This window comes from Enterobacter cloacae complex sp. P29RS, from assembly GCF_014893445.1.
Lineage (GTDB): Bacteria > Pseudomonadota > Gammaproteobacteria > Enterobacterales > Enterobacteriaceae > Enterobacter > Enterobacter intestinihominis.
This window is the reverse complement of sequence record NZ_JADBPZ010000015.1, coordinates 52,732-76,304: the sequence shown is the minus strand read 5'-3', so window position 1 is coordinate 76,304 and position 23,573 is coordinate 52,732. Positions and strand designations below refer to the sequence as shown.

Here is a 23,573-nt window from a genome sequence, read left to right as displayed (position 1 = left end):
GACTGCACCCTGCGTAAAAAGTTCTGCGCGTAACGAAAATTTTTTCAGCCACACGCAATCTTGAGATTTATCCGAGTCCTGGCCAAATAATGATGATCAGCGTACCTGCCAGCGTCAGCAGCACGTTTGCGATGGCGTAGGTGCCTGCATAGCCCAGCGCCGGGATGTTGCTGCGCGCGGTGTCGCTGATGATCTCCATTGCCGGTGCGCAGGTGCGCGCGCCCATCATCGCGCCGAAGAGCAGGGCGCGGTTCATGCGGAGCACGTAGGCGCCGAACAGGAAGCAGATGACTACCGGTACCAGGCTGACTATAAGTCCGGAAACCAACATTTGCCAGCCGACCGCACCCAGGCCATTGCCAATGCCGCTCCCGGCGCTTAAGCCGACACCCGCCATAAAGACCATCAGACCGAACTCTTTCACCATGTTCAGCGCTCCCTGAGGGATGTAGCCGAAGGTGGGATGGTTCGCTCGCAGGAAGCCCAGCATGATCCCGGCGAACAGCAGACCGGCAGCGTTACCGATGCCGAAGCTAAAGTTACTGAACTGGAAGGTGATCATTCCGATCATCAGGCCAACAATGAAGAAGGCGCAGAAGGCTAACAGGTCCGTCACCTGACTGTGAATCGAGATAAAGCCGATACGGTCGGCAACGGTTTTAACACGTCGGGCATCGCCGCTGACCTGCAACACATCGCCTTTATTAAGCACCACGTTATCGTCGATAGGCATTTCAATCTGGCTGCGGATCACGCGGTTGAGGAAACAGCCGTGGTCGGTCAGCTTCAACTGCGCCAGACGGCGGCCCACGGCGTTGTGGTTCTTCACCACAATCTCTTCGGTGACGATACGCATGTCCAGCAGGTCGCGGTCGAACACTTCTTTCCCGTTGCGGAAGCTCGGATCGAGACGCGCGTGGGCGTCCGGGTAGCCAACAAGAGCGATGTCATCGCCCATCTGGAGCACCGCGTCACCGTCCGGGTTTGCCAGAATGCCGTTACGACGGATACGTTCGATGTAGCAGCCGGTCTGACGGTAAATCCCCAGCTCGCGCAGGTTTTTCCCGTCGGTCCAGGCAACCAGTTCCGGACCGACGCGGTATGCGCGGATCACCGGCAGGTATACTTTACGTTTGGAGTCCGTATCCAGACCACGCTCTCGGGCAATGGTTTGGGCGCTGGTCTGGAGATCCTGATGCTGAAGTTTTGGCAGATAGCGCGCGCCAACAATCAGGCTCACCAGACCAATCAGATAGGTCAGGGCATAGCCCAGGCTCAGGTTATCCAGCGCGGCGGAAAGCTGCGTGCCTGCCATGCCAGAATGACGAAGCGTATCCCCCGCGCCAACAAGCACCGGCGTGGAGGTCATCGAGCCTGCCAGCATACCGGCCGTTAAGCCGATGTCCCAGCCAAACAGTTTGCCCAGCCCTAACGCAATCAGCAGGGCGCTGCCGACCATCACCAGCGCCAGCATCAGATAATTTTTGCCGTCTCGGAAGAAAATGGAAAAAAAGTTCGGACCGGCTTCCACGCCAACGCAGAAAATAAACAGCATGAAACCTAAGTTAAGCGCGTCCGTGTTAATACTGAAATGTTGCTGACCTAATAACAGGGAGACGACTAAAACGCCAATGGAATTACCAAGTTGAACTGAACCCAGGCGCAATTTACCCAGACAAAGGCCCAGTGCCAGTACCACAAATAATAACAGGATGTAATTCCCATTTAACAAGTCTGCGACGTTTATATTCACGGAGGCTAACTTCTTGTTTACCAGTAAGTTGTTGAATGAAAGGACTATTTGGGCTACTGTTTTCAGAGTCAGGGAATCACTTTGCACCTCCCTGCTTCCTGATAAATACCCTAAACACTAGCAGGCGGTTAGTTTAATCGTAATAGCTACCGACAGCCACCTATTATCGCACGACTTGTGTGCGTGTTTTGGCAAGGATTGCCGCAATGCTTTATCTGACTGGGCGTCCACCGGACGATTTTTGTATTTGATAGAGATAAGTCAGGAGGATAGTTTGAACTTTAAACGAAACTGGGTTGGCGTAATCAGCTGCTTTTTGCTGTTTACGGTCGTTTGCATGTCGCTTGCTTTTAATGTGAAGGGCGCCTTCAGAGCGTCCGGTCATCCCGAGCTGGGCCTGTTGTTCTTCATCCTGCCGGGGGTAGTGGCTAGTTTTCTCTCGCGCAAAGGCGAGGTGGTAATGCCGCTGCTGGGGGCCATCCTTGCGGCGCCCCTCTGCCTGCTTCTGATGCGCGTGCTGTTTCTCTCGTCGAGAAGCGTCTGGCAGGAAGTGGCGTGGCTACTAAGTGGCGTTTTCTGGTGTGCGCTGGGGGCGCTCTGTTTCTTATTTATGCGCAGCCTGCTGCAACAGCGGAAGCACCATAAATAAAAACGCCCTCAGGGTGAGGGCGTCTTAGCATTACTGAGCGGCAAACAGGCCCAGGTGTTCTTTGGCGTAGGCTTCAAAATCGGTGCAGCCGCCAATGTGTTTCTGATCGAGGAAGATCTGCGGCACGGTTTCAACCGGTTTACCCACGGTTTTTTCCAGATCGGCTTTAGTGATGCCTTCGGCGTGGATATCCACATAACGGAAGTTGAAATCATCACGCTCTTCAGTCAGTTTCTCTGCCAGCTCTTTCGCGCGCACACAGTAAGGGCATCCTGGACGACCAAAAATTACTGCAAACATTTCTCTCTCCTCAAAAAACAAGCCTGACGGCGAATAGCGCCTATAGTGCACGATAACCTGCCGTCATGGAAAGAAGGTTTCACCTGTCACTTTGATACAGTTAGGCTATGTTTCGCCAATTACATCAGGTGGATCATTGCCTATACTGGCTGCCATACGTTTTACGCAACACAAAGAGAGACAAAATGACGCCAACCATTGACCTGCTTCGTTCCCACCGTTCCATTCGCCATTTCACCGATGAGCCAATTACCCAGGCGCAGCGGGACGCGATCATCGACAGCGCAAGAGGCACCTCCAGCTCCAGCTTTTTGCAGTGCAGCTCCATTATCCGCATTACCGATCCGGCGATGCGTGAACAGCTGGTAACGCTGACGGGCGGACAAAAGCACGTTGCCCAGGCGGCTGAGTTCTGGGTGTTCTGCGCCGATTTTAACCGTCACCTGCAAATCTGTCCTGAGGCGGAGCTGGGGCTGGCGGAACAGCTGCTGCTGGGCGTGGTGGATACGGCATTGATGGCGCAAAACGCGTTCACGGCGGCGGAATCGCTGGGGCTTGGCGGCGTCTATATCGGCGGGCTGCGTAATAACATCGAAAGCGTGACGCAACTGCTGAAGCTGCCGAAACACGTGCTGCCGCTGTTTGGTCTGTGCCTCGGCTGGCCGGCGGATAACCCGGATCTGAAGCCGCGTATTCCTGCTGCGATGCTGGTGCATGAAAACCACTACCAGCCGGTCGATCAGGACGTTCTGCATCAATACGATGAAGAGCTGGCGAACTATTATCTGACGCGCGACAGCAACAACCGCCGCGACACCTGGAGCGACCATATTCGTCGCACCATCATCAAAGAAAACCGCCCGTTCATTCTTGATTACCTGCACAAACAGGGCTGGGCAACGCGATAGTCCCTTCCTCCTGCGCCTCGTGTATGATAGGCAGGCTTTTCCCATGTCTTTAGAGAGGTGCAGGGTGAAAATTGCCATATTGTCCCGGGATGGAACGCTCTATTCATGTAAACGCCTGCGAGAAGCGGCGGCGAAACGCGGACATCAGGTTGAGATCCTCGATCCGATGTCCTGCTATATGAACATCGACCCTGCGGCGTCGTCGATTCATTACAAAGGCCGCAAACTCCCGCATTTTGATGCGGTAATTCCCCGCATTGGCTCCCAGATCACCTATTACGGCACGGCCGCGCTGCGCCAGTTTGAAATGCTGGGAAGCTATCCGCTCAATGAATCCGTGGCGATCTCACGCGCCCGCGATAAGCTGCGCTCGCTGCAGCTGCTGGCGCGCCAGGGGATCGATCTGCCCGTCACCGGGATTGCTCACTCCCCGGACGACACCAGCGATTTAATCGACATGGTGGGTGGTGCGCCGTTGGTCATTAAGCTGGTGGAAGGCACGCAGGGTATTGGGGTGGTACTGGCGGAGACGCGTCAGGCGGCGGAAAGCGTGATTGACGCCTTTCGCGGTCTGAATGCCCATATTCTGGTTCAGGAGTATATTAAAGAGGCCAAAGGGTGCGACATCCGCTGCTTTGTGGTGGGCGATGAAGTGGTGGCCGCCATAGAGCGGCAGGCGAAAGAGGGCGACTTCCGCTCTAACCTGCACCGCGGCGGTATCGCGCGGGTGGCCCTTATCAGCGAGCGCGAGCGCGAGATTGCGGTGAAAGCGGCGCAGACGCTGGGCCTGGACGTGGCGGGGGTCGATCTGCTGCGTGCCGACCGCGGGCCGCTGGTGATGGAAGTTAACGCCTCGCCGGGGCTGGAAGGGGTGGAAAAAACCACAGGCGTCGATATTGCAGGTAAAATGATCGCATGGATTGAACGCCATGCGACGCCGGGATTTTGCCTGAAAACGGGCGGTTAAATGGATCGGCGCGCACTTTTTGCGTAAGCTGGACAACGTTTTTATTTAAGAGGCTGCACAGCGATGGATTTACAGGTCGTACCTACACTGGATACGTTACGTCAATGGCTCGATGATGCCGGTATTACTTTTTTCGAATGCGACTCCTGCCAGGCGCTGCATCTGCCTCACATGCAAAATTTCGATGGTATTTTTGATGCCAAAATCGATCTGATTAACGACGTGATCCTGTTCTCGGCGCTGGCTGAAGTGAAGCCTTCAGCGCTGCTTGCACTGGCATCCGATCTGTCAGCGATTAACGCCAGTTCTTTGACCGTGAAAGCGTTTCTCGACATACAGGATGATAATCTGCCGAAGCTGGTGGTTTGCCAGTCTTTATTCTCCGGCGCGGGGCTCTCCTTCAAACAGTTCGCCTGGTTTATGCGCCTGAGCGAAGAGCAAATTTCCATGGTAATGATGGAAGCCAACGCACATCACCTGCTGTATAGCGCGGAAGATGATGCCGAGAATAATGATGCATCTTCCAATTTTCTCCACTAAGCCTGTCTGACTTTTGCGCAGTCGCTACCAGAGCGGCTGCATAACACCGCTTTTTCTGCTGCTTTTAACCTTTCTTTAAAGAATTTTTCACCTCCTCTCGGGCCGTTTCGGCTTATCACGTAGACATAATCTGCATAAAAAATTGATAAAAGGCGTTTTTTCGTCTGGGCTATAGCCGGAGACACGGGCTACAGTTATTCTTGCGGTGCTTAAAAAAGCGAGCGGAACCTGCCGGGAAGAGGGGTGTATTTTATTTCGGGCAGAGCGACAAACTATGCATGAATATTGCATATCTTCAGGCTGCACAGTTTTGGTTCGTTTGTTAACGAGCTTTCAGAAGGAATAACAATATGATCGCCTTGAATAAAAAATGGTTATCGGGTCTGGTTGCGGGTGCTCTGATGGCCGTCTCTGCCGGCACGCTCGCTGCGGAACAAAAAACGCTGCACGTCTATAACTGGTCTGACTATATTGCGCCGGACACCGTCGCGAATTTTGAAAAAGAGACCGGCATTAAGGTTGTCTACGACGTATTCGATTCCAACGAAGTACTGGAAGGCAAACTGATGGCGGGCAGTACCGGTTTCGACCTGGTGGTGCCCTCTGCAAGCTTCCTGGAGCGTCAGCTGACCGCCGGTGTCTTCCAGCCGCTGGACAAGAACAAGTTATCGAACTGGAAAAACCTCGATCCGGAAGTGCTGAAGCTGGTGGCGAAGCATGATCCGGACAACAAATACGCCATGCCTTACCTGTGGGCGACCACTGGTATTGGCTTTAACGTGGATAAAGTCAAAGCGGCGCTGGGCCCGGACGTCAAACTGGACAGCTGGGACGTCGTGCTGAAGCCGGAAAATCTCGAGAAGCTGAAAAGCTGCGGCGTCTCTTTCCTCGATGCGCCGGAAGAGATTTTCGCCACCGTGCTTAACTATCTCGGCAAAGATCCAAACAGCAGCAAGGCCGACGACTACACCGGTCCGGCGACCGACCTGCTATTGAAGCTGCGTCCGAATATTCGCTACTTCCACTCCTCTCAGTACATCAACGACCTGGCTAACGGGGATATCTGCGTGGCCATCGGCTGGGCGGGTGACGTCTGGCAGGCAGCGAACCGTGCGAAAGAGGCGAAAAACGGCGTGAATGTTTCCTACTTCATTCCGAAGGAGGGGGCGCTGGCGTTCTTCGACGTCTTCGCGATGCCGGCTGATGCGAAAAACAAAGAGGAAGCGTATCAGTTCCTCAACTACCTGATGCGTCCGGAAGTGATTGCCCACATCAGCGACCACGTCTACTACGCCAACGGTAACAAGGCCTCCGTGCCGCTGGTGAGCGAAGAAATCCGCAATAATCCGGCGATCTACCCGCCAGCCGATGTGTTTGCCAAGCTCTTCACCCTGAAAGTGCAGGAACCGAAAATTGACCGTGTGCGTACCCGCGCGTGGACGAAGGTGAAAAGCGGTAAGTAACGGCGTTTGATATCGTTGCCCGGTGGCGCTGTCGCTTACCGGGCCGACAAATCCCGTAGGCCGGGCAAGCGTTAGCGCCGCCCGGCGATACGCACCCTGACGGTGCGTTTGCACCAGTGTTGATCTATGCCGGAGAGCACCCCGTGAATGACGCGATCCCCCGCCCGCAGGCGAAAGTCCGTAAAGCGCTGACCCCGCTTCTTGAAATTCGTAACCTCACCAAATCCTTCGACGGCCAGCATGCCGTGGACGATGTCAGCCTGACGATCTACAAAGGTGAAATTTTTGCTTTGCTCGGCGCATCCGGCTGCGGTAAATCGACCCTGCTGCGTATGCTGGCCGGGTTTGAACAACCTACCGCCGGGCAGATCGTGCTGGATGGGGTAGACCTCTCCAGCGTGCCGCCGTACCAGCGGCCCATTAACATGATGTTCCAGTCCTATGCCCTGTTCCCGCACATGACCGTCGAGCAGAACATTGCCTTCGGCCTGAAGCAGGACAAACTGCCGAAAGCCGAAATCACCGCGCGCGTGGCGGAGATGCTGAGCCTGGTGCACATGCAGGAGTTCGCGAAGCGTAAGCCGCATCAGCTTTCCGGCGGCCAGCGTCAGCGCGTGGCGCTGGCAAGAAGTCTGGCCAAACGGCCGAAATTACTCCTGCTCGACGAGCCGATGGGCGCGCTGGATAAAAAGCTGCGCGACCGGATGCAGCTGGAAGTGGTGGATATCCTTGAGCGCGTAGGGGTGACCTGCGTGATGGTGACGCACGACCAGGAAGAGGCGATGACCATGGCCGGGCGCATTGCGATCATGAATCGCGGTAAGTTCGTGCAGATCGGCGAGCCGGAGGAGATTTACGAACACCCGACAACCCGCTACAGCGCGGAGTTCATCGGCTCGGTAAACGTCTTCGAAGGGCTGCTGAAGGAACGCCAGGAAGACGGTCTGGTGATTGAATCGCCGGGGCTGGTGCACCCGCTTAAGGTTGATTCTGATAATTCCGTGGTGGACAACGTGCCGGTTTACGTTGCCCTGCGCCCGGAAAAAATCATGCTTTGCGATGAGCCGCCCGCCGATGGCTATAACTTTGCCGTGGGCGAAGTGGTACACATTGCCTATCTCGGCGATCTGTCGATTTACCATGTCCGCCTGAAAAGCGGCCAGATGCTCAGCGCCCAGTTACAGAACGAACACCGGTATCGCAAGGGACAGCCAACCTGGGGCGACGAAGTGAGCCTGTGCTGGGATGCGGACAGTTGCGTAGTCCTGACGGTATAAGGAGCGGTCATGAGCACACTTGAACCTCCAGCCCGCGTCAAAAAACCGGGCGGTTTCTCGCACTGGCTGGCGCGCGTGCAGATGGCGCATGGCCGCAAGCTGGTCATCGCCATGCCCTATATCTGGCTGATCCTGCTGTTTCTGCTGCCGTTCCTGATCGTCTTTAAGATCAGCCTGGCGGAGATGGCGCGGGCGATCCCGCCGTATACCGATTTGTGGGAGTGGGCCGACGGGCAACTGACGCTGACCTTAAACCTTGGGAATTTCCTGCAACTGACTGAGGATCCGCTCTATTTCGAAGCCTATTTACAGTCGTTACAGGTTGCGGCGATCTCAACGATCTGCTGCTTGTTGATGGGCTACCCGCTGGCGTGGGCAGTGGCGCACAGCAAGCCGTCGACGCGAAATATTTTACTGCTGTTGGTCATTTTACCGTCGTGGACATCTTTCCTGATCCGCGTGTACGCGTGGATGGGGATCCTGAAGAATAACGGCATACTGAATAACTTCCTGCTGTGGCTTGGGGTGATCGACCAGCCGCTGACGATCCTGCATACCAACCTTGCGGTGTATATCGGGATTGTCTATGCCTATCTGCCGTTTATGGTGCTGCCAATCTATACGGCGCTGACGCGAATCGATTACTCGCTGGTGGAAGCCTCGCTGGATCTCGGCGCACGCCCCTTGAAGACGTTCTTCAGCGTCATTGTGCCGCTCACAAAAGGCGGGATCATCGCCGGATCGATGCTGGTGTTTATCCCGGCGGTCGGGGAGTTTGTGATCCCCGAACTGCTCGGCGGGCCGGACAGCATCATGATTGGCCGCGTGCTGTGGCAGGAGTTTTTCAATAACCGCGACTGGCCGGTGGCCTCGGCGGTGGCGATTGTCATGTTACTGCTGCTGATCGTGCCGATCATGTGGTTCCACAAACATCAGCAGAAACAGATGGGAGACCACGGATGAACAACTTACCGGTAGTACGCTCCCCGTGGCGAATTCTGATCCTGATTATCGGCTTTACCTTCCTGTACGCGCCGATGCTGATGCTGGTGATCTACTCGTTCAACAGCTCTAAGCTGGTCACCGTCTGGGCGGGCTGGTCGACGCGCTGGTACAGCGAGCTGTTCCACGATGATGCGATGATGAGTGCGGTGGGGCTGAGCCTGACCATTGCGGCGCTGGCGGCGACGATGGCCTGCGTGCTGGGCACGATTGCCGCGCTGGTGATGGTGCGCTTCGGCCGTTTTCGCGGAGCAAATGGTTTTGCGTTTATGATCACCGCCCCGCTGGTCATGCCGGACGTCATCACCGGTCTGTCGCTGCTCCTGCTGTTTGTCGCGCTGGCGCACGCCATCGGCTGGCCAGCGGATCGCGGGATGCTCACCATCTGGCTGGCGCACGTCACCTTCTGTACGGCGTATGTGGCGGTGGTCATCTCCTCGCGGCTGCGCGAGCTGGATCGCTCCATTGAAGAGGCGGCGATGGATCTCGGCGCCACGCCGCTGAAGGTCTTTTTCATCATTACGCTGCCGATGATTATGCCGGCGGTGATCTCCGGCTGGCTGCTGGCGTTCACGCTCTCGCTCGACGATCTGGTTATTGCCAGTTTTGTCTCGGGCCCAGGCGCGACGACGCTGCCGATGCTGGTCTTCTCCAGCGTGCGCATGGGGGTGAATCCGGAGATTAATGCCCTGGCCTCCATCATCCTCGGCGTGGTCGGAATTGTCGGATTTATCGCCTGGTATTTGATGGCGCGCGCGGAAAAGCAGCGCGTGCGCGATATCCAGCGTGCAAGACGCGGCTGAAGGAATTATTATTTCCAGTGATGTGCCGCGTATGACGCGGCACTGTTTTTCAGGGAAGTAAAAACATTGGGATTCTTGCAAAAAACACGTCATTCGCACGCCCGTCCGAACGTCCCTGCGCTGGTGCAGGTGGCGGCGCTCGCCATTATTATGATCCGCTGCCTGGATGTGCTGATGATTATGAACACGCTGGGCCCGCGAGGCATGGGGGAGTTCATTCACCGCAGTGCGCAGACGTGGAATCTGACGCTGGTGTTTCTCAGCAGCCTGATGCTGGTGTTTATTGAGATCTACTGTGCGTTCTCGCTGGTAAAGGGGCGCAACTGGGCGCGCTGGGTATATTTTCTTACGCAGATCACCGCCGCCAGCTATCTGTGGGCCGCCTCGCTGGGCTATGGCTATCCGGAGCTATTCAGCATTCCCGGCGGCTCCCGCCGCGAGATTTTCCATTCCTTAGTGATGCAAAAATTGCCGGACATGCTGGTGCTCTGCCTGCTCTATATTCCCGCCTCCAGTCGGCGGTTCTTCCGCCTGCAATAATGTGTATAATCGCAGCCCTCGTGATTCTTAAGGTTTTCATATGCAGTGCGCACTCTATGACGCCGGACGCTGCCGCTCCTGTCAGTGGATAGAACAGCCGGTCTCTCAACAACTCACCGCCAAAATGGCCGACCTGCAACAGCTGCTGGCAGCACACGCGGTGGGCGAGTGGTGCGCACCCGTCAGCGGGCCGGAGCAGGGCTTTCGTAATAAAGCCAAAATGGTGGTCAGCGGCAGCGTCGAAAAGCCGCTGCTGGGCATGCTGCACCGTGACGGCACGCCCGTCGATCTCACCGGCTGTCCGCTGTATCCCGCCTCGTTTGAGCCGGTGTTTACCGCCCTGAAACCCTTTATCGCCCGCGCGGGGTTAACGCCCTATAACGTTGCCCGCAGGCGCGGCGAGCTTAAGTACCTTCTGCTGACCGAAAGCCAAATCGACGGCGGGATGATGCTGCGCTTTGTGCTGCGTTCGGAAACCAAACTGGAGCAGCTTCGCGCGGTGTTGCCGTGGCTGCAGGAACAGCTTCCGCAGCTCAAGGTCATTACCGCTAATATTCAGCCGGTGCATATGGCGATCATGGAAGGAGAGAAAGAGATTTTCTTCACCGAACAGCATGCGCTAGCGGAGAATTTCAACGGCGTGCCGCTGTGGATCCGTCCGCAAAGCTTCTTCCAGACTAACCCCACCGTCGCCAGCGCGCTGTACGCGACCGCGCGCGACTGGGTGCGTGCGTTACAGGTTCATCACATGTGGGATCTGTTCTGCGGCGTCGGCGGCTTTGGCCTGCACTGTGCCACGCCAGACATGCCGCTCACCGGGATTGAAATTTCTGCGGAGGCCATCGCCTGCGCGAAACAGTCCGCCGCGGAGCTGGGGCTGACGAATCTGCACTTTCAGGCGCTGGACTCGACCCGGTTCGCCACCGGCCAGGGCAACGTGCCGGAGCTGGTGCTGGTGAACCCGCCGCGCCGGGGCATCGGCCAGGCGCTCTGCGACTACCTGAGCCAGATGGCGCCGGAGTACATCGTCTACTCCAGCTGTAACGCGCAGACCATGGCGAAGGATATCGCCAGCCTGCCGGGCTACCGCATTGCGCGCGTTCAGCTCTTTGATATGTTCCCGCACACTGCGCATTACGAAGTGCTGACGTTGCTCGTGAAATCTTAAACAAAATGTGAACTCTTCCCCCGCTCGAAATCAGGTAAGCTTACGTCATAACAAATGATTGAAGGCTTACCCATGAAGCAGATCCTGCTGGTAGAAGACGACCACGATATCGCTGCACTCCTGCGTCTTAACCTGGAAGATGAAGGCTACGCCATTACCCACGAGCCGGACGGGGGAAAGGCGTTACCGCTTCTGGAAAAACAGCCGTGGGACGCGGTGATCCTCGATCTGATGCTGCCGAATGTTGATGGTCTGGAGATTTGCCGCCGTATCCGCCAGATGACCCGCTACCTGCCCATTATCATCATTAGCGCCCGCAGCAGTGAAACTGACCGTATTACCGGCCTGGAAACCGGGGCGGATGATTATCTGGCAAAACCTTTCTCGGTGCAGGAGCTGATTGCCCGCATTAAGGCGCTGTTCCGCCGACAGCAGGCGATGGGCCAGGCGCAGACGGACGGCATTATTCAGGCGCACGGTCTGACTATCGATCCGCTGGCGCGCACCGTGCGTCTTAACGGTCAACACGTCGATCTCACCCCGCGTGAATTTGAACTGCTCTATTTTTTTGCCCGCCATCCCGGAGAGGTCTTTTCACGGCTGGCATTGCTGGAGCAGGTGTGGGGGTATCAGCACGAAGGCTACGAACACACCGTCAACACTCATATTAACCGCCTGCGCATCAAAATAGAGAAAGATGCCGCCGAGCCGGAGATCGTTCGCACCGTCTGGGGCAAAGGCTACAAATTTGCGGAGCAGAATCATGATGCGTCGCTTTAGCCTGAGCCAGCGCCTGACGCTGCTGTTTACGGTGTTACTGCTGCTCTGCGCCACCGTCGCCTGTGCGGTACAGCTCTACGTTAGCATGCAGTACGGCAATGCGATGGTGCAGCGTCTCTCCGGCGGGCTGGCGCAGCAGATTGCGCAGCGGGAAGCGATTCTGGATACGCAGGGCAGGGTGGATCGCAGCGCCTTAAAGCCGCTGTTCGACCGGCTGATGACCTTTAATCCGAGCGTCGAGCTGTATGTTGTCTCGCCTGATGGCGATATCCTGGCCGATGCCGCCCCGCCGGGGCACATTCAGCGGCAAAAAATTGACCTCGCGCCGATACAGAATTTCCTGAGCGGGACGGTGATGCCGGTGTTTGGCGACGATCCCCGAAGCCAGAATAAGAAAGTCTTCAGCGCCACCCCGCTGCGGCAGGACGGTGAGCTGAAGGGGTATCTGTACATTATTTTGCAGGGGGAGGAGTCCAACGCGCTGGCGGAGATGGCCTGGCACAAAGCGCTCTGGAGTACGGCGCTGTGGTCGATGCTGCTGGTGGCGCTGTTTGGTCTGCTGGCGGGGCTGCTGCTCTGGTACTGGGTGACGCGCCCGGTTAAACAGCTCACGCTGGACGTGGCCGGGCTGGAGCAGGACAGCATCAGCGCGATTAAGCAGCTGGCGGCCCAGCCGCTCGAGCCTGCCGGCCAGGATGAAGTGGCGATCCTGCGCAATACCTTTATCGAGCTCGCGCGCAAAATCACCTCTCAGTGGGATCGGCTGGCCGACAGCGACCGCCAGCGCCGGGAGTTTATCGCCAACATTTCGCACGACTTACGCACCCCGTTGACGTCGCTGCTGGGTTATCTGGAAACGCTGTCGCTGAAATCCGCCACGCTGTCGCCGCAGGAGCATCAGCAGTACCTCGCTACCGCGCTGCGTCAGGGGCAAAAGGTACGCCATCTGTCGCAGCAGCTGTTCGAGCTGGCGCGTCTTGAGCACGGCGGCATCAAGCCCCAGCGCGAGCGTTTTGCCATGGCTGAACTGATTTCCGACGTGGCGCAGAAGTTTGAACTTACCGCCCGCACGCGCGAGGTGAACCTGCGCATTGATGTGCCGGGGCGATTGCCGCTGGTGAACGCCGACGTGTCGATGATCGAGCGCGTGGTCACTAATCTTCTGGATAACGCCATCCGTCATACGCCGAGCGGCGGAGAAATTCGTCTGGCGGTCTGGCAGGAGAATGAACGACTTCAGGTCGAAGTGGCAGACAATGGTACGGGCGTAGATGCCTCGCTGCGCGACGATTTGTTCCAGCGGCCTTCAGCGTTAAATCCTCAGGCGTCGCGGGAGAACCGTGGGGGATTAGGGCTGTTAATCGTGAAGAGAATGCTGGAGCTGCACGGTGGCGGGATCAGGCTGATGGAGTCCGTGAGTGGGGCGCGGTTCAGGTTCTTTGTGCCGCTATGAGAAATTGCCGGGTGGCGCTGCGCTTTCCCGGCCTACAGACCACCCCCGTAGGCCAGACCACCCGGCAAAAAGAGATTACTGCGGGAACCACTGCTCGCTGATTTTCTGGTATGTGCCGTCAGCTTTGATCGCTTTTAGCGCGCCGTTCAGTTTTTCCAGCAGGGCTTTGTTATCCGGACGTACCGCGATGCCGAGGCCGGTACCAAAGTACTGCGGATCGGTCACTTTCTCCGTCGCTGTACCCAGCTGCGGGTTGGTTTTCAGCCACTCATTCACGACCGCGGTGTCGCCAAATACGCCATCGATACGGCCATTTTTCAGGTCGATAATTGCGTTCTGGTAGCTGTCATAGGCCACGGTTTTCACTTCAGGATGCTTGTCCTGGAGATATTTCTGGTGCGTGGTGCCGTTTTCCATGCCGATGCGCTTGCCTTTCAGCTCGTCGAAAGACTTATAAGCCCCTTTCTTCGCAATCACTACCGCAGAGTTCGCGTAGTACGGGTCGGTGAACGCGACCTGCTTGCTGCGCTCTGGGGTGATATCCATGCCGGAGATCACCGCATCGTATTTTTTAAATTTCAGGGACGGGATCAGGCTGTCAAACGCGTGGTTAGTAAAGGTGCAGTCGGCCTGCATCTGCTTGCACAGCGCTTTCGCCAGGTCAATGTCAAAGCCGACGATCTGGTTGCTGGCATCCAGCGATTCAAACGGCGGATAGGTGGCAGAAACGCCAAAATTGATTTTATCTGCGGCGGATGCGCCTGCGGCGAAGGTTGCGAGTAATGCGGCCAGAACTAACTTTTTCATTGTAATGCTCCCGTCTGTCTTATTTATGCGCCGTGTCTGCGGCCTGGATATACAATGCCATTTACTGAATTTATATGCAATAAAAATGATTAAATATTACCTTTGTTGCAAAAAAAAGCGGATAACCCATCAGGTTACCCGCTCAATGAATACCGTTTTATGCATTGGCGTGATTAATTCCTGCGCTCAAACGCCAGCGCCTTACGCTCGATAAGACGCATCATCAGCGTCAGCAGACCGTTGACCACCAGATAGACCAGACCCGCCGCACCGAACACCATCACGTCGTAGGTACGTCCGTACAGCAGCTGCCCGTGGCCCATCACTTCCATCAGGGTGATGGTGTAGGCCAGAGAGGTGCTTTTGAACACCAGAACGACTTCATTGGAATAGGAAGAGAGCGCACGCTTAAAGGCGTATGGCAGCAGGATCGCCAGCGTGTCCTTCTTGCTCATGCCCAGCGCACCGCAGGACTGCCACTGGCCTTCCGGGATCGCGCGGATCGCGCCGTAAAACAGCTGCGTGGTATAGGCCGCGCTGTTCAGTGAGAGAGCTATCAGGGCGCAGAGCCATGGCTCAGAGAGCAAATGCCAGATAACCGGATATTCCTGTAACGACGGGAACTGCCCTGGACCGTAGTAAATCAGGAAGATCTGCACCAGCAGCGGCGTACCGGTAAAGAGCGTAATGTAGCCACGGACAATCCACACCAGCACCGGCGTTTTCAGCGTCAGGACGATGGTGAAGAACAGCGCCAGGATCAGCGCTACGATGATAGACGCAACGGTCAGCGTCAGGCTGGTGTACAGCCCTTTCATCAGTTCGGGTAAATAATCCAGCATCAGCCTGGTCTCCGTTCAAAACGCGTTGCGCGCAGATCAATACGCTTCAGAACGTACTGGCTCAGCAACGTGATCACCAGGTAGATAGCCGCCGCGACGATGTACCAGGTAAATGGCTCCTGCGTACGGGTGGCGATACTTTTGGTTTGCAGCATTAAATCGTTCACGCTGATCAGGCTCACCAGCGCGGTATCTTTCAGCAGTACCAGCCACTGGTTGCCCAGCCCTGGCAGGGCATGACGCCACATCTGCGGCATCACCAGGCGGAAGAAGATCGCCGCTTTCGACAGGCCCAGCGCCTGACCGGATTCCCACTGTCCCTGCGGTACCGCTTTCAGCGCGCCGCGCAGCGTTTGTGACGCATAGGCCGAATAGAGCAGGGAGAGCGCAATTACGCCGCACAGGAACGGGCTGACGTCGAAGTTCTCAATCTGCATTTGCACCGGGATCTGCGCAAAGCCGAGATTAATCGTAAAGCCGTCCGACAGCGTTAACAGCAGCTGTGAGGAGCCGAAATAGATAAACAGGACCACCAGAATTTCCGGCAGTCCACGCAGCACAGTCACCAGCGCTGAACCGAGCCATGCGACAGGGCGCCACTTAACGGACTCCCACACCGCAAAGAACATCGCCAGTACGAGGCCGATAATCAGTGCACAAACGGCAAGGCCGACGGTCATCCCGGCGGCGCTTGCTAAAGGAAAAATTTCATTCATCAGGAATTACTTCTGGAACCATTTTTTGTAGATGGTTTCGTAGGTGCCGTCTTTCTTCACTTTTTCCAGCGCAGCGTTGAATTTCTGCTGCAGCTCGGTGTTGCCCTGACGTACGGCAATACCCAGACCTGTACCGAAGTAGTCTTTATCTGTCACCTTGTCACCCACGGCGGCCAGCTTGTCGTTCGCTTTCAGCCATTCAGTCACGACAGCCGTGTCCCCGAACACCGCATCGATACGGCCGTTTTGCAGGTCCAGCTTCGCATTCTGGTAGCTGTCATACGGCACGGTGGTGATTTCCGGGTGCTTATCCATGATGAATTTCTGGTGCGTGGTGCCGTTCTGCACGCCGACTTTCTTGCCTTTCAACAGGTCAACGGAGGCGTATTTACCTTTCTGGCCAATGAACAGCGCCGAGTTGTCGTAGTAAGGGGTGGTGAACAGAACCTGCTTTTCACGCTCCGGAGTGATGTCCATACCGGCCATCACGGCGTCGATACGGCGGAACTTCAGGCTGGGGATCAGGCTGTCGAACGCCTGGTTGCTGAAGGTACAGGTCGCGTCGATCTCTTTACACAGGGCATTTGCCAGGTCCACGTCGAAGCCAACAATCTTGTTGTTCGCATCAATGGATTCAAACGGAGGGTAGGACGCTTCAGTGGCGAAACGGATGGTCTGGGCTGCGGTAGCGGAAAGGCTGACGCTAGCAAGCAGCGCGGCAATCAATACTTTTTTCATTATAATTTCCCTAACACATCAGTGTGATAAGTAGTTTTTGAAGGCATCGGTTTGCGGGTTGGTGAAGCAGCTTGCATCACCTTGCTCAACGATATACCCGTTTTCCATGTAGACCACGCGGCTGGCGGTTTTGCGCGCCACTTCCACCTCGTGGGTCACGATGACCTGGGTAATGTTGGTTTCCGCCAGTTCACGAATGATACTCACGATCTGGGCAGTAATTTCCGGGTCCAGCGCTGCGGTTGGTTCGTCGAACAGCAGCACCGCTGGCTCCATCATCAGCGCACGGGCGATCGCCACACGCTGTTGCTGACCACCAGAGAGATGCAGAGGATAACGGTCGCTGTACGGTTTCAGACGCAGACGTTCCAGCAGCTTTTCAGCTCGCGCCATCGCCTGGTCTTTGCTTAAGCCAAGCACGCGGCACGGGGCTTCAATCAGGTTTTGCACCACCGTCAGATGCGGCCAGAGATTATATTGCTGGAAAACCATGCCCACGTTTTGACGCAGTTCACGAATCGCTTTATCAGAAGGGGTTTTCGCGAAGTCAAAATGGTTACCGGCGATGGCCAGCGTTCCCGAACGGGGCATTTCAAGCAGATTTAAAACACGCAGAAGGGAGCTTTTTCCCGCGCCGCTTGGGCCGAGCAAAACCAGCGTTTCGCCCTCCGGGCAGCTCAGCGTAATGTCGAACAGCGCCTGGTGTGCGCCGTAGAAGCAGTTAATGCCGTTTAGTTTAATACTCATCGGGGCAGTCTTTACTCATCCAGGCAATCTATAGCAATTGAGGCCGCAGATAGTACCGTTGACAGAATAGTTATGCAATATTTCTGCGTTAAAAGTTAAATATAACCCGTGTTTCCTCTTAAACATAGCACAAAATAGCGACGGGAAAGGGGGGCGAGAATAAATGTCGGCATTCCGCATGAAATGCCGGACATTTTACGGGGTTAACGTTTATTTAACGTATGCGTTAGCGGTTCTCAATCGACTGGCGAAGGGTGCCCGCCGGAGCATGAACGCTGCCGCCAATGTAGCGCACATCATCTATTGCCCAGCACTGGCCTTCACGGATCATCAGTACCTCATCCTGCCAGGTTTGTGTCCCCTGGGTTAGCTTCACGCGCAGAGGAATATTCCGTGCGTCGGTATTCGGAATGGTGGACGCGCTGGCGACGTCGGCGCTGTCCGGCAGCGTGGCGCGGCTGGAGAACGGATCGGATGAAAGCAGCGCGTTTTGCTGCGGATCGCGCGAGGCGTCATTAAGCAGTTTCGCCAGATTATCGCTCAGGTACGGGCGCAGGGCGGTGAGGTCATTACCGCGATGCTGAATGCGATAATCATAGAACTGTTGCGCCACGGCGTCCGGGCCGCCCTCAATGCAGGGGCCGCTGCGGGAACCGATATCCTTAAAGGCTGGCGTGACCGGCGTAGTGCAGGCGCTGAGCACCAGCGCGCAGGGCACTAAAAGCGTTAAAGCAGAGTAGCGCATGTTGATTTCCTTATTTATTAACTATCCTTTCAATCATAGCGTAACGAACCGATAATGCAGTTGCTAACGCATTGAACGCTAAAGACGGAGAGGAAGTATGCAATTTTCAACAACACCAACCCTGGAAGGTCAACCCATTACCGAGTACTGCGGCGTGGTCACCGGTGAGGCGATTCTGGGCGCCAACATCTTCCGGGACTTCTTTGCCGGCATTCGGGATATCGTCGGCGGGCGCTCCGGTGCCTACGAGAAAGAACTGCGTAAAGCGCGTGACATTGCGTTTAAGGAGCTGGGCGAGCAGGCCAAAGCGCTGGGCGCGGATGCGGTGGTGGGCATTGATATCGACTACGAAACGGTCGGGAAAGATGCCAGCATGCTGATGGTGAGCGTAAGCGGCACGGCGGTGAAAACCCGTCGATGAAGCGTTCGCTCTCAACCCTCCTGCTGGCATTGTTGCTGGCAGGATGCGCCTCGGAAGAGGGCGTTGTTGATAAAGGCGCGTACGAACTTGATACGCGCCATCAGGCGCAGGCGGCCTACCCGCGCATAAAGGTGCTGGTGATCCATTACACCGCCGATGATTTCGACACCTCGCTTGCGACCTTAACCGATAAAAACGTCAGCTCTCACTATCTCATCCCCGCAAAGCCCCCAGCTCCGCAGGGCAAACCGCGTATCTGGCAGCTGGTGCCGGAGAGCGAGCTGGCCTGGCATGCAGGTATTAGCTTTTGGCGTGGGACCAACCGCATAAATGATACCTCCGTCGGCATTGAGCTGGAAAACCGCGGCTGGCGGAAAACCGATGGCGTGAAAATCTTTACCCCCTTCGAACCGGGGCAAATTGCGGCGCTGATCCCGCTTGCCAGAGACATCATCGCCCGCTACGACATTAAACCGCAGAACGTTGTGGCCCATTCGGATATCGCCCCGCAGCGTAAAGACGACCCTGGCCCGCTGTTTCCGTGGCGCGAGCTGGCGCAGCAGGGCATCGGAGCCTGGCCCGAACCGGCGCGGGTAAATTTTTATATCAACGGGCGACCGCATTATCAGCAGGTTGATACCGCAGCACTGCTCGATCTGCTGGCGCGCTACGGTTACGAGGTGCCAGAAAACAGCACGCCTGCACAGCAAAAACGCATCATCATGGTGTTCCAGATGCATTTCCGTCCGCAGTTATGGAATGGCGTAGCGGATGTTGAAACCATGGCGATTGCCGAAGCACTTTTAGAGAAATACGGGCAGGGGTAAACCTTTGGCTTACCCCCAAATGAGTATATTTCCGCAAGTTTCTATTAGATTAATCCTAAGTACAATCTCATTTCATTTTTAGTTAATTGACTTAAAATTATTCGGATTTAAGATGGACACATAGCACGCTAAGCAATTTAGCGAATAAAAAACTTTACTCTTTTTTTTATTCTTGAGTTTTTCATCAGGAAAATATTTATGGTTCGGTATGAATGCCGTTGCCATGTTTTTTTAAAATCACATCTTAAAACGGGTATAACAATGTTAAGCATCTATGGAAAAAAATTACGTCCGCAACATGAAATGGAAAAGATTATTTCTGCAACCTCATGCGTTGAAGAAAGAACGTTGAAAAAATGGCAGAAGATTTCCACTGCTGATTCCGGTTTAATTCATATTATTGTCAGCGGCGAAGTCGAATTTCGACGTGACTCTGACGAACTGTGCTTGTTCACCGTTACCGGGCAATGCATTTTCGGCCTGTCGTCGATGTATTACAACGCCACCCATATGTACGGCCTTGTTCGGTCGAATACGGTTGTTCGCTCGATCAAGAAAGAGGTCTTCGCCCAGCTGATGACCGAGAAAAACCTGTGGCCTGAACTGACAAAAGTGCTTTCCTGGTACATATGCCTGATGAGCAAGCGCGATGATATTCTGGTCGCTCGCAGCGCATATTCTGTTGTTCGCGAATTTTTATATGAGATCAACGACCTGATTGTACAGCATCAGCGTGATATTAACGTTTATGATTACATTCAGGAATACACTAACCTGGCACGTAGCACCATTATTAAAATCCTCTCCGATCTGAAAAAAGGTCAATATATTGTGGTGGAAAAAGGTCGACTGCTTAACCTCACCGCACTGCCTGAAAAATATTAATGCCTACTCCCGCCGGTCTCCTTTATCACTGAAAGGGGAACGGCTGTTTTCACTGTTTTTAACACTTGCTTGTGAATTATCCTGCGTTTCGTCAACCGGCGGTGCGGGAATTTTTCCTTGAGAATAATCCTGCTCCTGCTCTTTTAATGCCTGTTTAAATAATTCCGTTAATGATGACTCTTCACTGCTCGTGCTGGCGGGGGCGGTATCGTGCTCATGCGCCTCAGTTCCGGGTAGGGTATCCCGCGAGGGGCCTTGCGGCACCGCGCCGTCGGGCGCCTGCTGCCAGTCGGCATCATCACTGATGATCGGCAGATCCTGCATCGGTGGAACATCAACAGGCACTGGCGCAGCTTTAGGCTGCGGATGCGGGAACGGTTTACTCACATACACGTAGTGCATCTCCGAAAGCTGGGTTTCCGGTTTGGCAACGCTGGCGTTGACCGGTTCAGGCGCCGGGTGGCGCATGTTCCAGTAGACATGCATATACAGGCCGACAACCAGCATGGCGCAAAGGCCGACCATCCATAATGCTGTTTTGCCGAATACGTTTTTCAGGCTGGGGAGGCGGTACGAAAACCAGACCGCTTCCCCGGTTGTATAGCTGCGCTGGGCCGCAAGGCAGATGGTCGACATTAGGCTTTCTTCTCCTGCATTTTTGCGTCCGGGGTAGTGCGGGTGGCCTGAATCAGTACGCTCGGCGTGCTGTTGGTTACGCGCATCAGCTGCATCAGCGTTTCTTCGCCGGGGATGCCATCCACGTGCAGATGCATTTTTTGCTGAAACTCACGGGTGCGTTTCATCATCTCTGCGGTCCAGATCCGGGCATGCGTTTCGGGCTGGTTCAGCGCGATGCTTAACTGCTGATCGAGCCAGGCCATGTCTTTGCTGTCGCTGGCCGCGCCGATCGCGTCTTTTCCTTCCGGTGTCAGGCGGTGCAACTGGGTGAAGTTGCCGGTCGCATGCCGGTTAAACCAGCTGCGGCTCACCTGCCAGGTCCGGTTATTCATTAACAGGTCAATTGATGTATCTCCGACCCTGGCGACCACCGCATAGTTAAGGTGACCGCTGGTTTTCAGCTCACTGACCCACGGATACCCTTCCTGCGCCAGCGTCTCCGGCGACGCGTTCCCCTGTTTACACATCAGGTTCACTTTAGCGGCGTTCTGGCACAGCGCATCTTCGGCCGAGGCGTCATATCCCCACATCAGATAGAGCTGGTGCATCGCATCCGGCTGATTAACCATTTCATTGTCGATAACCGGCACCACGGGCGCCTCCGTTTTTCGCGTCGGCTGTTTCCAGCTGACGGGGACCGGCAGCTGGATGGGAAGATGCCCGCTGATGGATGAGGTTAAATACCAGCCGCAGGCGGCAAACAGCACCGATGCGAACAGCCCCACGGTTGCCAGACGCTTACCGTGTTTTTTCGCGGGCAGGATCTCTCCCGCCGCCAGGCGTAAATGACGCGGGCTGACCTGCGACGCGCGTTCCGTCCAGGCAGCGAGCATTGACAGGTGCGCCAGTTCGTTAAGTTTGCTGATGTTGCCTTTGGTCAACGTGTGCATTTTGCGCACGCGGGCCGGCGTTAACGGCGAATTTTCACAGCCGTGTTCTTCGCATTGCGCCTGCACATAGCCCAGGAATTCGCGGCAGGTCAGGGGGCGCAGGACATGACGAGTGTGTGTATATTCGCGCAGTTCAGGTTGCTTAAGCAGGATTTCCTGATCCGCAGTGCCCGTCAGCACCACGGAGAGCCGGAAGTTCAGCTCCTGGGCTCGCGTGAGCAGCGTACCCAGGACTTCACGGCAGCTCTCTTTCATGGCTTCGGCGTGTGAAATCACCAGCACTCTGGTTTTCGCTTTTCCCTCGTGCCACTGGCGCAGGATGGCATCCACCGCCTGCAGGCGATTCTTGCTCTCTTTCGTTACCGGATTGAGCTTGTACAGCAGGCTACTGGCACTCAGTTTGGGAAACGCATTGATAACAAGGACGTTACTGTGGCGGGTTTTTAGCGCATCGCTGAAGTGACCCAGAAGCGGGGCGTCGTCGCAAAAGAGCCCGATAACTCCCGCCTGCTGGGTTTTCTCTTTCAACAGGTTGAACACATCCTGATGATAAGGCACCAGAAAATCCCCGGATAAACGGGCGATCGATCTGAATGGCGGATTTTTAAAATTAAAGTGGCTCTGATACATAACGACTTACCGTCTCTGATTAGGAATAGCAACAGCATCAGAAAGTAAGGTAACGCCCCTGAACGGTCAATTTGCAAACAGGGTAAAAATATCCTGCTGGCAGCGTCTAACATTTGGATTTTATACGGTCAATATTTTTCTTTATGAAAGTTAGCGGCGAAGTCAGTGGTCGCATTTGCACCAGCTTATTACTATTTTCATCCATATTGGCGCAGTATGACGCTGCTTATTTTTGCTTTGCTATAGGCCGGATAAAAAATGAGGTTCTCATTTCTTTCACGGTGGATAACGCCTTGTATTATGTTTGTGCTGCTGATCTTTTGCGGCCAGCAAGGGTATCTCACCTTTAAAGATTATAAAAAAGTTATGAATAAGTTGGCTAATGCCGATCAACAGCCGCTGAAAAAAACGCGCGAAGAGAAATCCTTTACGCTTTTTACGGCAGCCGTGCGTCAGGAAATCTTACCGGGTGCGGTGAAAGCCCCGCTGGCAGCTGAAATCGAAGGTATTGTGAACAGCGATGACGCCTGGCTCTCCTTTGCTGTCATTAAAACGCCAGGCGGTCAGAGAAGCTACCGTGAGGGTGAACCTCTCTCTGGATTTAACGACGCATTTATTCAGGAAATAAACAAAGATAATGTGGTGGTTAATTATGAAGGTACTACGCAGATTCTGGCATTAAATAAACCGGACTATTTTAAGGGTGGCGTGGATAGCGGCCCGGTAACGAAATCGACAAAAGATGTTGGCGCAGAGAGTGTGCATCTTGATGATTATCTGGTGTTAAAACCCATAACTGAAAAGGGCCGACTGGAAGGCTACAGGATAAACCCAAGGAATGCCTCCGCCTTTTACAGCCAGTCAGGTCTGGAAAAAGGCGATGTGGCGGTTCAGGTTAACTCTGTCGATATGACCGATGAAGCAAAAGCGAAAAGCATTATTGCCAACTGGTCAAAAATGAAAGAAGCGGAGGTCATCGTACGACGTCACGCTCACCTTGAAAATATTCGGATTAATGTTCTAAACAATTAAAAAGTGTGCAGA

The 23,573-nt window shown here is 55.1% G+C and carries 26 protein-coding genes; 16 read left to right on the top strand and 10 right to left on the bottom strand.

The window, feature by feature from the left end; genetic code table 11:
* Positions 1–67: 67 nt before the first annotated feature.
* A complete protein-coding gene (locus IM282_RS13000; protein ID WP_001024855.1) occupies positions 68–1,753 on the bottom strand; it encodes an aspartate:alanine antiporter in 1,686 nt (561 codons plus the stop codon).
* A 274-nt stretch (positions 1,754–2,027) separates the two neighbouring features.
* On the opposite strand from IM282_RS13000, the gene IM282_RS12995 reads away from it, so the two are divergent.
* Positions 2,028–2,402: an inner membrane protein YbjM gene (locus tag IM282_RS12995; RefSeq protein ID WP_023299682.1), complete on the top strand. Its 375-nt coding sequence runs from the start codon at positions 2,028–2,030 to the stop codon at positions 2,400–2,402.
* A gap of 30 nt (positions 2,403–2,432) precedes the next feature.
* On the opposite strand, the gene IM282_RS12990 is transcribed toward IM282_RS12995, so the two are convergent.
* A complete protein-coding gene (locus tag IM282_RS12990) occupies positions 2,433–2,702 on the bottom strand; it encodes a GrxA family glutaredoxin (protein ID WP_006809455.1) in 270 nt (89 codons plus the stop codon).
* A gap of 185 nt (positions 2,703–2,887) precedes the next feature.
* Between IM282_RS12990 and nfsA the strand changes: the two genes are divergently transcribed.
* From nfsA to IM282_RS12935, 11 genes are all read left to right on the top strand, one after another.
* A complete protein-coding gene (gene nfsA, locus IM282_RS12985; RefSeq protein ID WP_023299683.1) occupies positions 2,888–3,610 on the top strand; it encodes a nitroreductase NfsA in 723 nt (240 codons plus the stop codon).
* A gap of 64 nt (positions 3,611–3,674) precedes the next feature.
* Positions 3,675–4,577 (top strand): 30S ribosomal protein S6--L-glutamate ligase, encoded by a 903-nt coding sequence (gene rimK, locus IM282_RS12980; RefSeq protein ID WP_032621711.1) that lies wholly within the window; start codon positions 3,675–3,677, stop codon positions 4,575–4,577.
* 63 nt (positions 4,578–4,640) lie between these two features.
* Positions 4,641–5,117 carry a YbjN domain-containing protein gene (locus tag IM282_RS12975; protein ID WP_022647571.1) on the top strand — a complete coding sequence of 159 codons (477 nt, stop codon included), beginning with the start codon at positions 4,641–4,643 and terminating at the stop codon, positions 5,115–5,117.
* Between the two features lie 350 nt (positions 5,118–5,467).
* Positions 5,468–6,580, top strand: coding sequence for a spermidine/putrescine ABC transporter substrate-binding protein PotF (gene potF / locus IM282_RS12970; protein ID WP_022647572.1), 1,113 nt, complete (start codon positions 5,468–5,470; stop codon positions 6,578–6,580).
* Positions 6,581–6,723: 143 nt separating this feature from the next.
* Positions 6,724–7,857, top strand: a complete 1,134-nt coding sequence (potG, locus tag IM282_RS12965; RefSeq protein WP_006809449.1) for a putrescine ABC transporter ATP-binding subunit PotG — start codon at positions 6,724–6,726, stop codon at positions 7,855–7,857.
* A 9-nt stretch (positions 7,858–7,866) separates the two neighbouring features.
* Positions 7,867–8,820 carry a putrescine ABC transporter permease PotH gene (potH, locus tag IM282_RS12960; RefSeq protein ID WP_022647573.1) on the top strand — a complete coding sequence of 318 codons (954 nt, stop codon included), beginning with the start codon at positions 7,867–7,869 and terminating at the stop codon, positions 8,818–8,820.
* The gene (gene potI / locus IM282_RS12955) at positions 8,817–9,662 is read left to right on the top strand and encodes a putrescine ABC transporter permease PotI (protein ID WP_022647574.1); all 846 of its coding nucleotides are present in this window, start codon (positions 8,817–8,819) and stop codon (positions 9,660–9,662) included. Before potH ends, potI begins: the two co-directional genes overlap by 4 nt.
* 42 nt (positions 9,663–9,704) lie before the next feature.
* Positions 9,705–10,202, top strand: coding sequence for a YbjO family protein (locus tag IM282_RS12950; protein WP_192970471.1), 498 nt, complete (start codon positions 9,705–9,707; stop codon positions 10,200–10,202).
* Between the two features lie 40 nt (positions 10,203–10,242).
* The gene (rlmC, locus tag IM282_RS12945; RefSeq protein WP_192970465.1) at positions 10,243–11,370 is read left to right on the top strand and encodes a 23S rRNA (uracil(747)-C(5))-methyltransferase RlmC; all 1,128 of its coding nucleotides are present in this window, start codon (positions 10,243–10,245) and stop codon (positions 11,368–11,370) included.
* Between the two features lie 72 nt (positions 11,371–11,442).
* Positions 11,443–12,150 carry a response regulator transcription factor gene (locus IM282_RS12940; protein WP_023299686.1) on the top strand — a complete coding sequence of 236 codons (708 nt, stop codon included), beginning with the start codon at positions 11,443–11,445 and terminating at the stop codon, positions 12,148–12,150.
* Positions 12,134–13,603 (top strand): sensor histidine kinase KdpD, encoded by a 1,470-nt coding sequence (locus IM282_RS12935; protein ID WP_023299687.1) that lies wholly within the window; start codon positions 12,134–12,136, stop codon positions 13,601–13,603. Before IM282_RS12940 ends, IM282_RS12935 begins: the two co-directional genes overlap by 17 nt.
* A gap of 75 nt (positions 13,604–13,678) precedes the next feature.
* Here the strand turns inward: IM282_RS12935 and artJ are convergent, their stop codons facing one another.
* From artJ to IM282_RS12905, 6 genes are all read right to left on the bottom strand, one after another.
* Positions 13,679–14,410 (bottom strand): arginine ABC transporter substrate-binding protein ArtJ, encoded by a 732-nt coding sequence (gene artJ, locus IM282_RS12930; protein ID WP_015571008.1) that lies wholly within the window; start codon positions 14,408–14,410, stop codon positions 13,679–13,681.
* A gap of 173 nt (positions 14,411–14,583) precedes the next feature.
* Positions 14,584–15,252 (bottom strand): arginine ABC transporter permease ArtM, encoded by a 669-nt coding sequence (artM, locus tag IM282_RS12925; protein ID WP_192970464.1) that lies wholly within the window; start codon positions 15,250–15,252, stop codon positions 14,584–14,586.
* The gene (gene artQ / locus IM282_RS12920; RefSeq protein WP_003858367.1) at positions 15,252–15,968 is read right to left on the bottom strand and encodes an arginine ABC transporter permease ArtQ; all 717 of its coding nucleotides are present in this window, start codon (positions 15,966–15,968) and stop codon (positions 15,252–15,254) included. Before artQ ends, artM begins: the two co-directional genes overlap by 1 nt.
* 6 nt (positions 15,969–15,974) lie before the next feature.
* The gene (gene artI / locus IM282_RS12915) at positions 15,975–16,706 is read right to left on the bottom strand and encodes an arginine ABC transporter substrate-binding protein ArtI (protein ID WP_006174322.1); all 732 of its coding nucleotides are present in this window, start codon (positions 16,704–16,706) and stop codon (positions 15,975–15,977) included.
* An 18-nt stretch (positions 16,707–16,724) separates the two neighbouring features.
* Complete coding sequence (gene artP, locus IM282_RS12910; RefSeq protein ID WP_006809439.1) at positions 16,725–17,453, bottom strand: arginine ABC transporter ATP-binding protein ArtP; 729 nt, start codon at positions 17,451–17,453, stop codon at positions 16,725–16,727.
* A gap of 226 nt (positions 17,454–17,679) precedes the next feature.
* Complete coding sequence (locus IM282_RS12905; protein WP_022647580.1) at positions 17,680–18,198, bottom strand: lipoprotein; 519 nt, start codon at positions 18,196–18,198, stop codon at positions 17,680–17,682.
* A 97-nt stretch (positions 18,199–18,295) separates the two neighbouring features.
* On the opposite strand from IM282_RS12905, the gene IM282_RS12900 reads away from it, so the two are divergent.
* The 3 genes from IM282_RS12900 to IM282_RS12890 all read left to right on the top strand — a co-directional run bounded on the left by IM282_RS12900 (position 18,296) and on the right by IM282_RS12890 (position 20,331).
* Entirely contained in the window at positions 18,296–18,619 is a 324-nt protein-coding gene (locus tag IM282_RS12900) for a heavy metal-binding domain-containing protein (protein ID WP_003858361.1), read from the top strand.
* Positions 18,616–19,446: an N-acetylmuramoyl-L-alanine amidase gene (locus tag IM282_RS12895; protein ID WP_063146173.1), complete on the top strand. Its 831-nt coding sequence runs from the start codon at positions 18,616–18,618 to the stop codon at positions 19,444–19,446. The genes IM282_RS12900 and IM282_RS12895 overlap by 4 nt, the downstream gene beginning before the upstream one ends.
* Before the next feature lie 261 nt (positions 19,447–19,707).
* The gene (locus tag IM282_RS12890) at positions 19,708–20,331 is read left to right on the top strand and encodes a helix-turn-helix domain-containing protein (RefSeq protein WP_022647582.1); all 624 of its coding nucleotides are present in this window, start codon (positions 19,708–19,710) and stop codon (positions 20,329–20,331) included.
* 3 nt (positions 20,332–20,334) lie between these two features.
* Here IM282_RS12890 and IM282_RS12885 read toward each other — a convergent pair whose 3' ends face one another.
* Positions 20,335–20,967 (bottom strand): hypothetical protein, encoded by a 633-nt coding sequence (locus tag IM282_RS12885; protein WP_046618474.1) that lies wholly within the window; start codon positions 20,965–20,967, stop codon positions 20,335–20,337.
* A complete protein-coding gene (locus tag IM282_RS12880; protein WP_045308515.1) occupies positions 20,967–22,529 on the bottom strand; it encodes an ExeA family protein in 1,563 nt (520 codons plus the stop codon). The genes IM282_RS12885 and IM282_RS12880 overlap by 1 nt, the downstream gene beginning before the upstream one ends.
* Before the next feature lie 300 nt (positions 22,530–22,829).
* Here IM282_RS12880 and gspC point away from each other — a divergent pair, with 300 nt between their 5' ends.
* The gene (gene gspC, locus IM282_RS12875) at positions 22,830–23,561 is read left to right on the top strand and encodes a type II secretion system protein GspC (RefSeq protein ID WP_192970463.1); all 732 of its coding nucleotides are present in this window, start codon (positions 22,830–22,832) and stop codon (positions 23,559–23,561) included.
* Positions 23,562–23,573 lie beyond the last annotated feature (12 nt).

Coding starts and splice junctions, on each gene's coding strand:
- IM282_RS12990 (WP_006809455.1), bottom strand. CDS start 2,702: ATGTTTGCAGTAATTTTTGGTCGTCCAGGATGCCCTTACTGTGTGCGC.
- nfsA (WP_023299683.1), top strand. CDS start 2,888: ATGACGCCAACCATTGACCTGCTTCGTTCCCACCGTTCCATTCGCCAT.
- IM282_RS12975 (WP_022647571.1), top strand. CDS start 4,641: ATGGATTTACAGGTCGTACCTACACTGGATACGTTACGTCAATGGCTC.
- potF (WP_022647572.1), top strand. CDS start 5,468: ATGATCGCCTTGAATAAAAAATGGTTATCGGGTCTGGTTGCGGGTGCT.
- potH (WP_022647573.1), top strand. CDS start 7,867: ATGAGCACACTTGAACCTCCAGCCCGCGTCAAAAAACCGGGCGGTTTC.
- potI (WP_022647574.1), top strand. CDS start 8,817: ATGAACAACTTACCGGTAGTACGCTCCCCGTGGCGAATTCTGATCCTG.
- rlmC (WP_192970465.1), top strand. CDS start 10,243: ATGCAGTGCGCACTCTATGACGCCGGACGCTGCCGCTCCTGTCAGTGG.
- IM282_RS12940 (WP_023299686.1), top strand. CDS start 11,443: ATGAAGCAGATCCTGCTGGTAGAAGACGACCACGATATCGCTGCACTC.
- IM282_RS12935 (WP_023299687.1), top strand. CDS start 12,134: ATGATGCGTCGCTTTAGCCTGAGCCAGCGCCTGACGCTGCTGTTTACG.
- artJ (WP_015571008.1), bottom strand. CDS start 14,410: ATGAAAAAGTTAGTTCTGGCCGCATTACTCGCAACCTTCGCCGCAGGC.
- artM (WP_192970464.1), bottom strand. CDS start 15,252: ATGCTGGATTATTTACCCGAACTGATGAAAGGGCTGTACACCAGCCTG.
- artQ (WP_003858367.1), bottom strand. CDS start 15,968: ATGAATGAAATTTTTCCTTTAGCAAGCGCCGCCGGGATGACCGTCGGC.
- artI (WP_006174322.1), bottom strand. CDS start 16,706: ATGAAAAAAGTATTGATTGCCGCGCTGCTTGCTAGCGTCAGCCTTTCC.
- artP (WP_006809439.1), bottom strand. CDS start 17,453: ATGAGTATTAAACTAAACGGCATTAACTGCTTCTACGGCGCACACCAG.
- IM282_RS12905 (WP_022647580.1), bottom strand. CDS start 18,198: ATGCGCTACTCTGCTTTAACGCTTTTAGTGCCCTGCGCGCTGGTGCTC.
- IM282_RS12900 (WP_003858361.1), top strand. CDS start 18,296: ATGCAATTTTCAACAACACCAACCCTGGAAGGTCAACCCATTACCGAG.
- IM282_RS12895 (WP_063146173.1), top strand. CDS start 18,616: ATGAAGCGTTCGCTCTCAACCCTCCTGCTGGCATTGTTGCTGGCAGGA.
- IM282_RS12890 (WP_022647582.1), top strand. CDS start 19,708: ATGTTAAGCATCTATGGAAAAAAATTACGTCCGCAACATGAAATGGAA.
- IM282_RS12885 (WP_046618474.1), bottom strand. CDS start 20,967: ATGTCGACCATCTGCCTTGCGGCCCAGCGCAGCTATACAACCGGGGAA.
- IM282_RS12880 (WP_045308515.1), bottom strand. CDS start 22,529: ATGTATCAGAGCCACTTTAATTTTAAAAATCCGCCATTCAGATCGATC.
- gspC (WP_192970463.1), top strand. CDS start 22,830: ATGTTTGTGCTGCTGATCTTTTGCGGCCAGCAAGGGTATCTCACCTTT.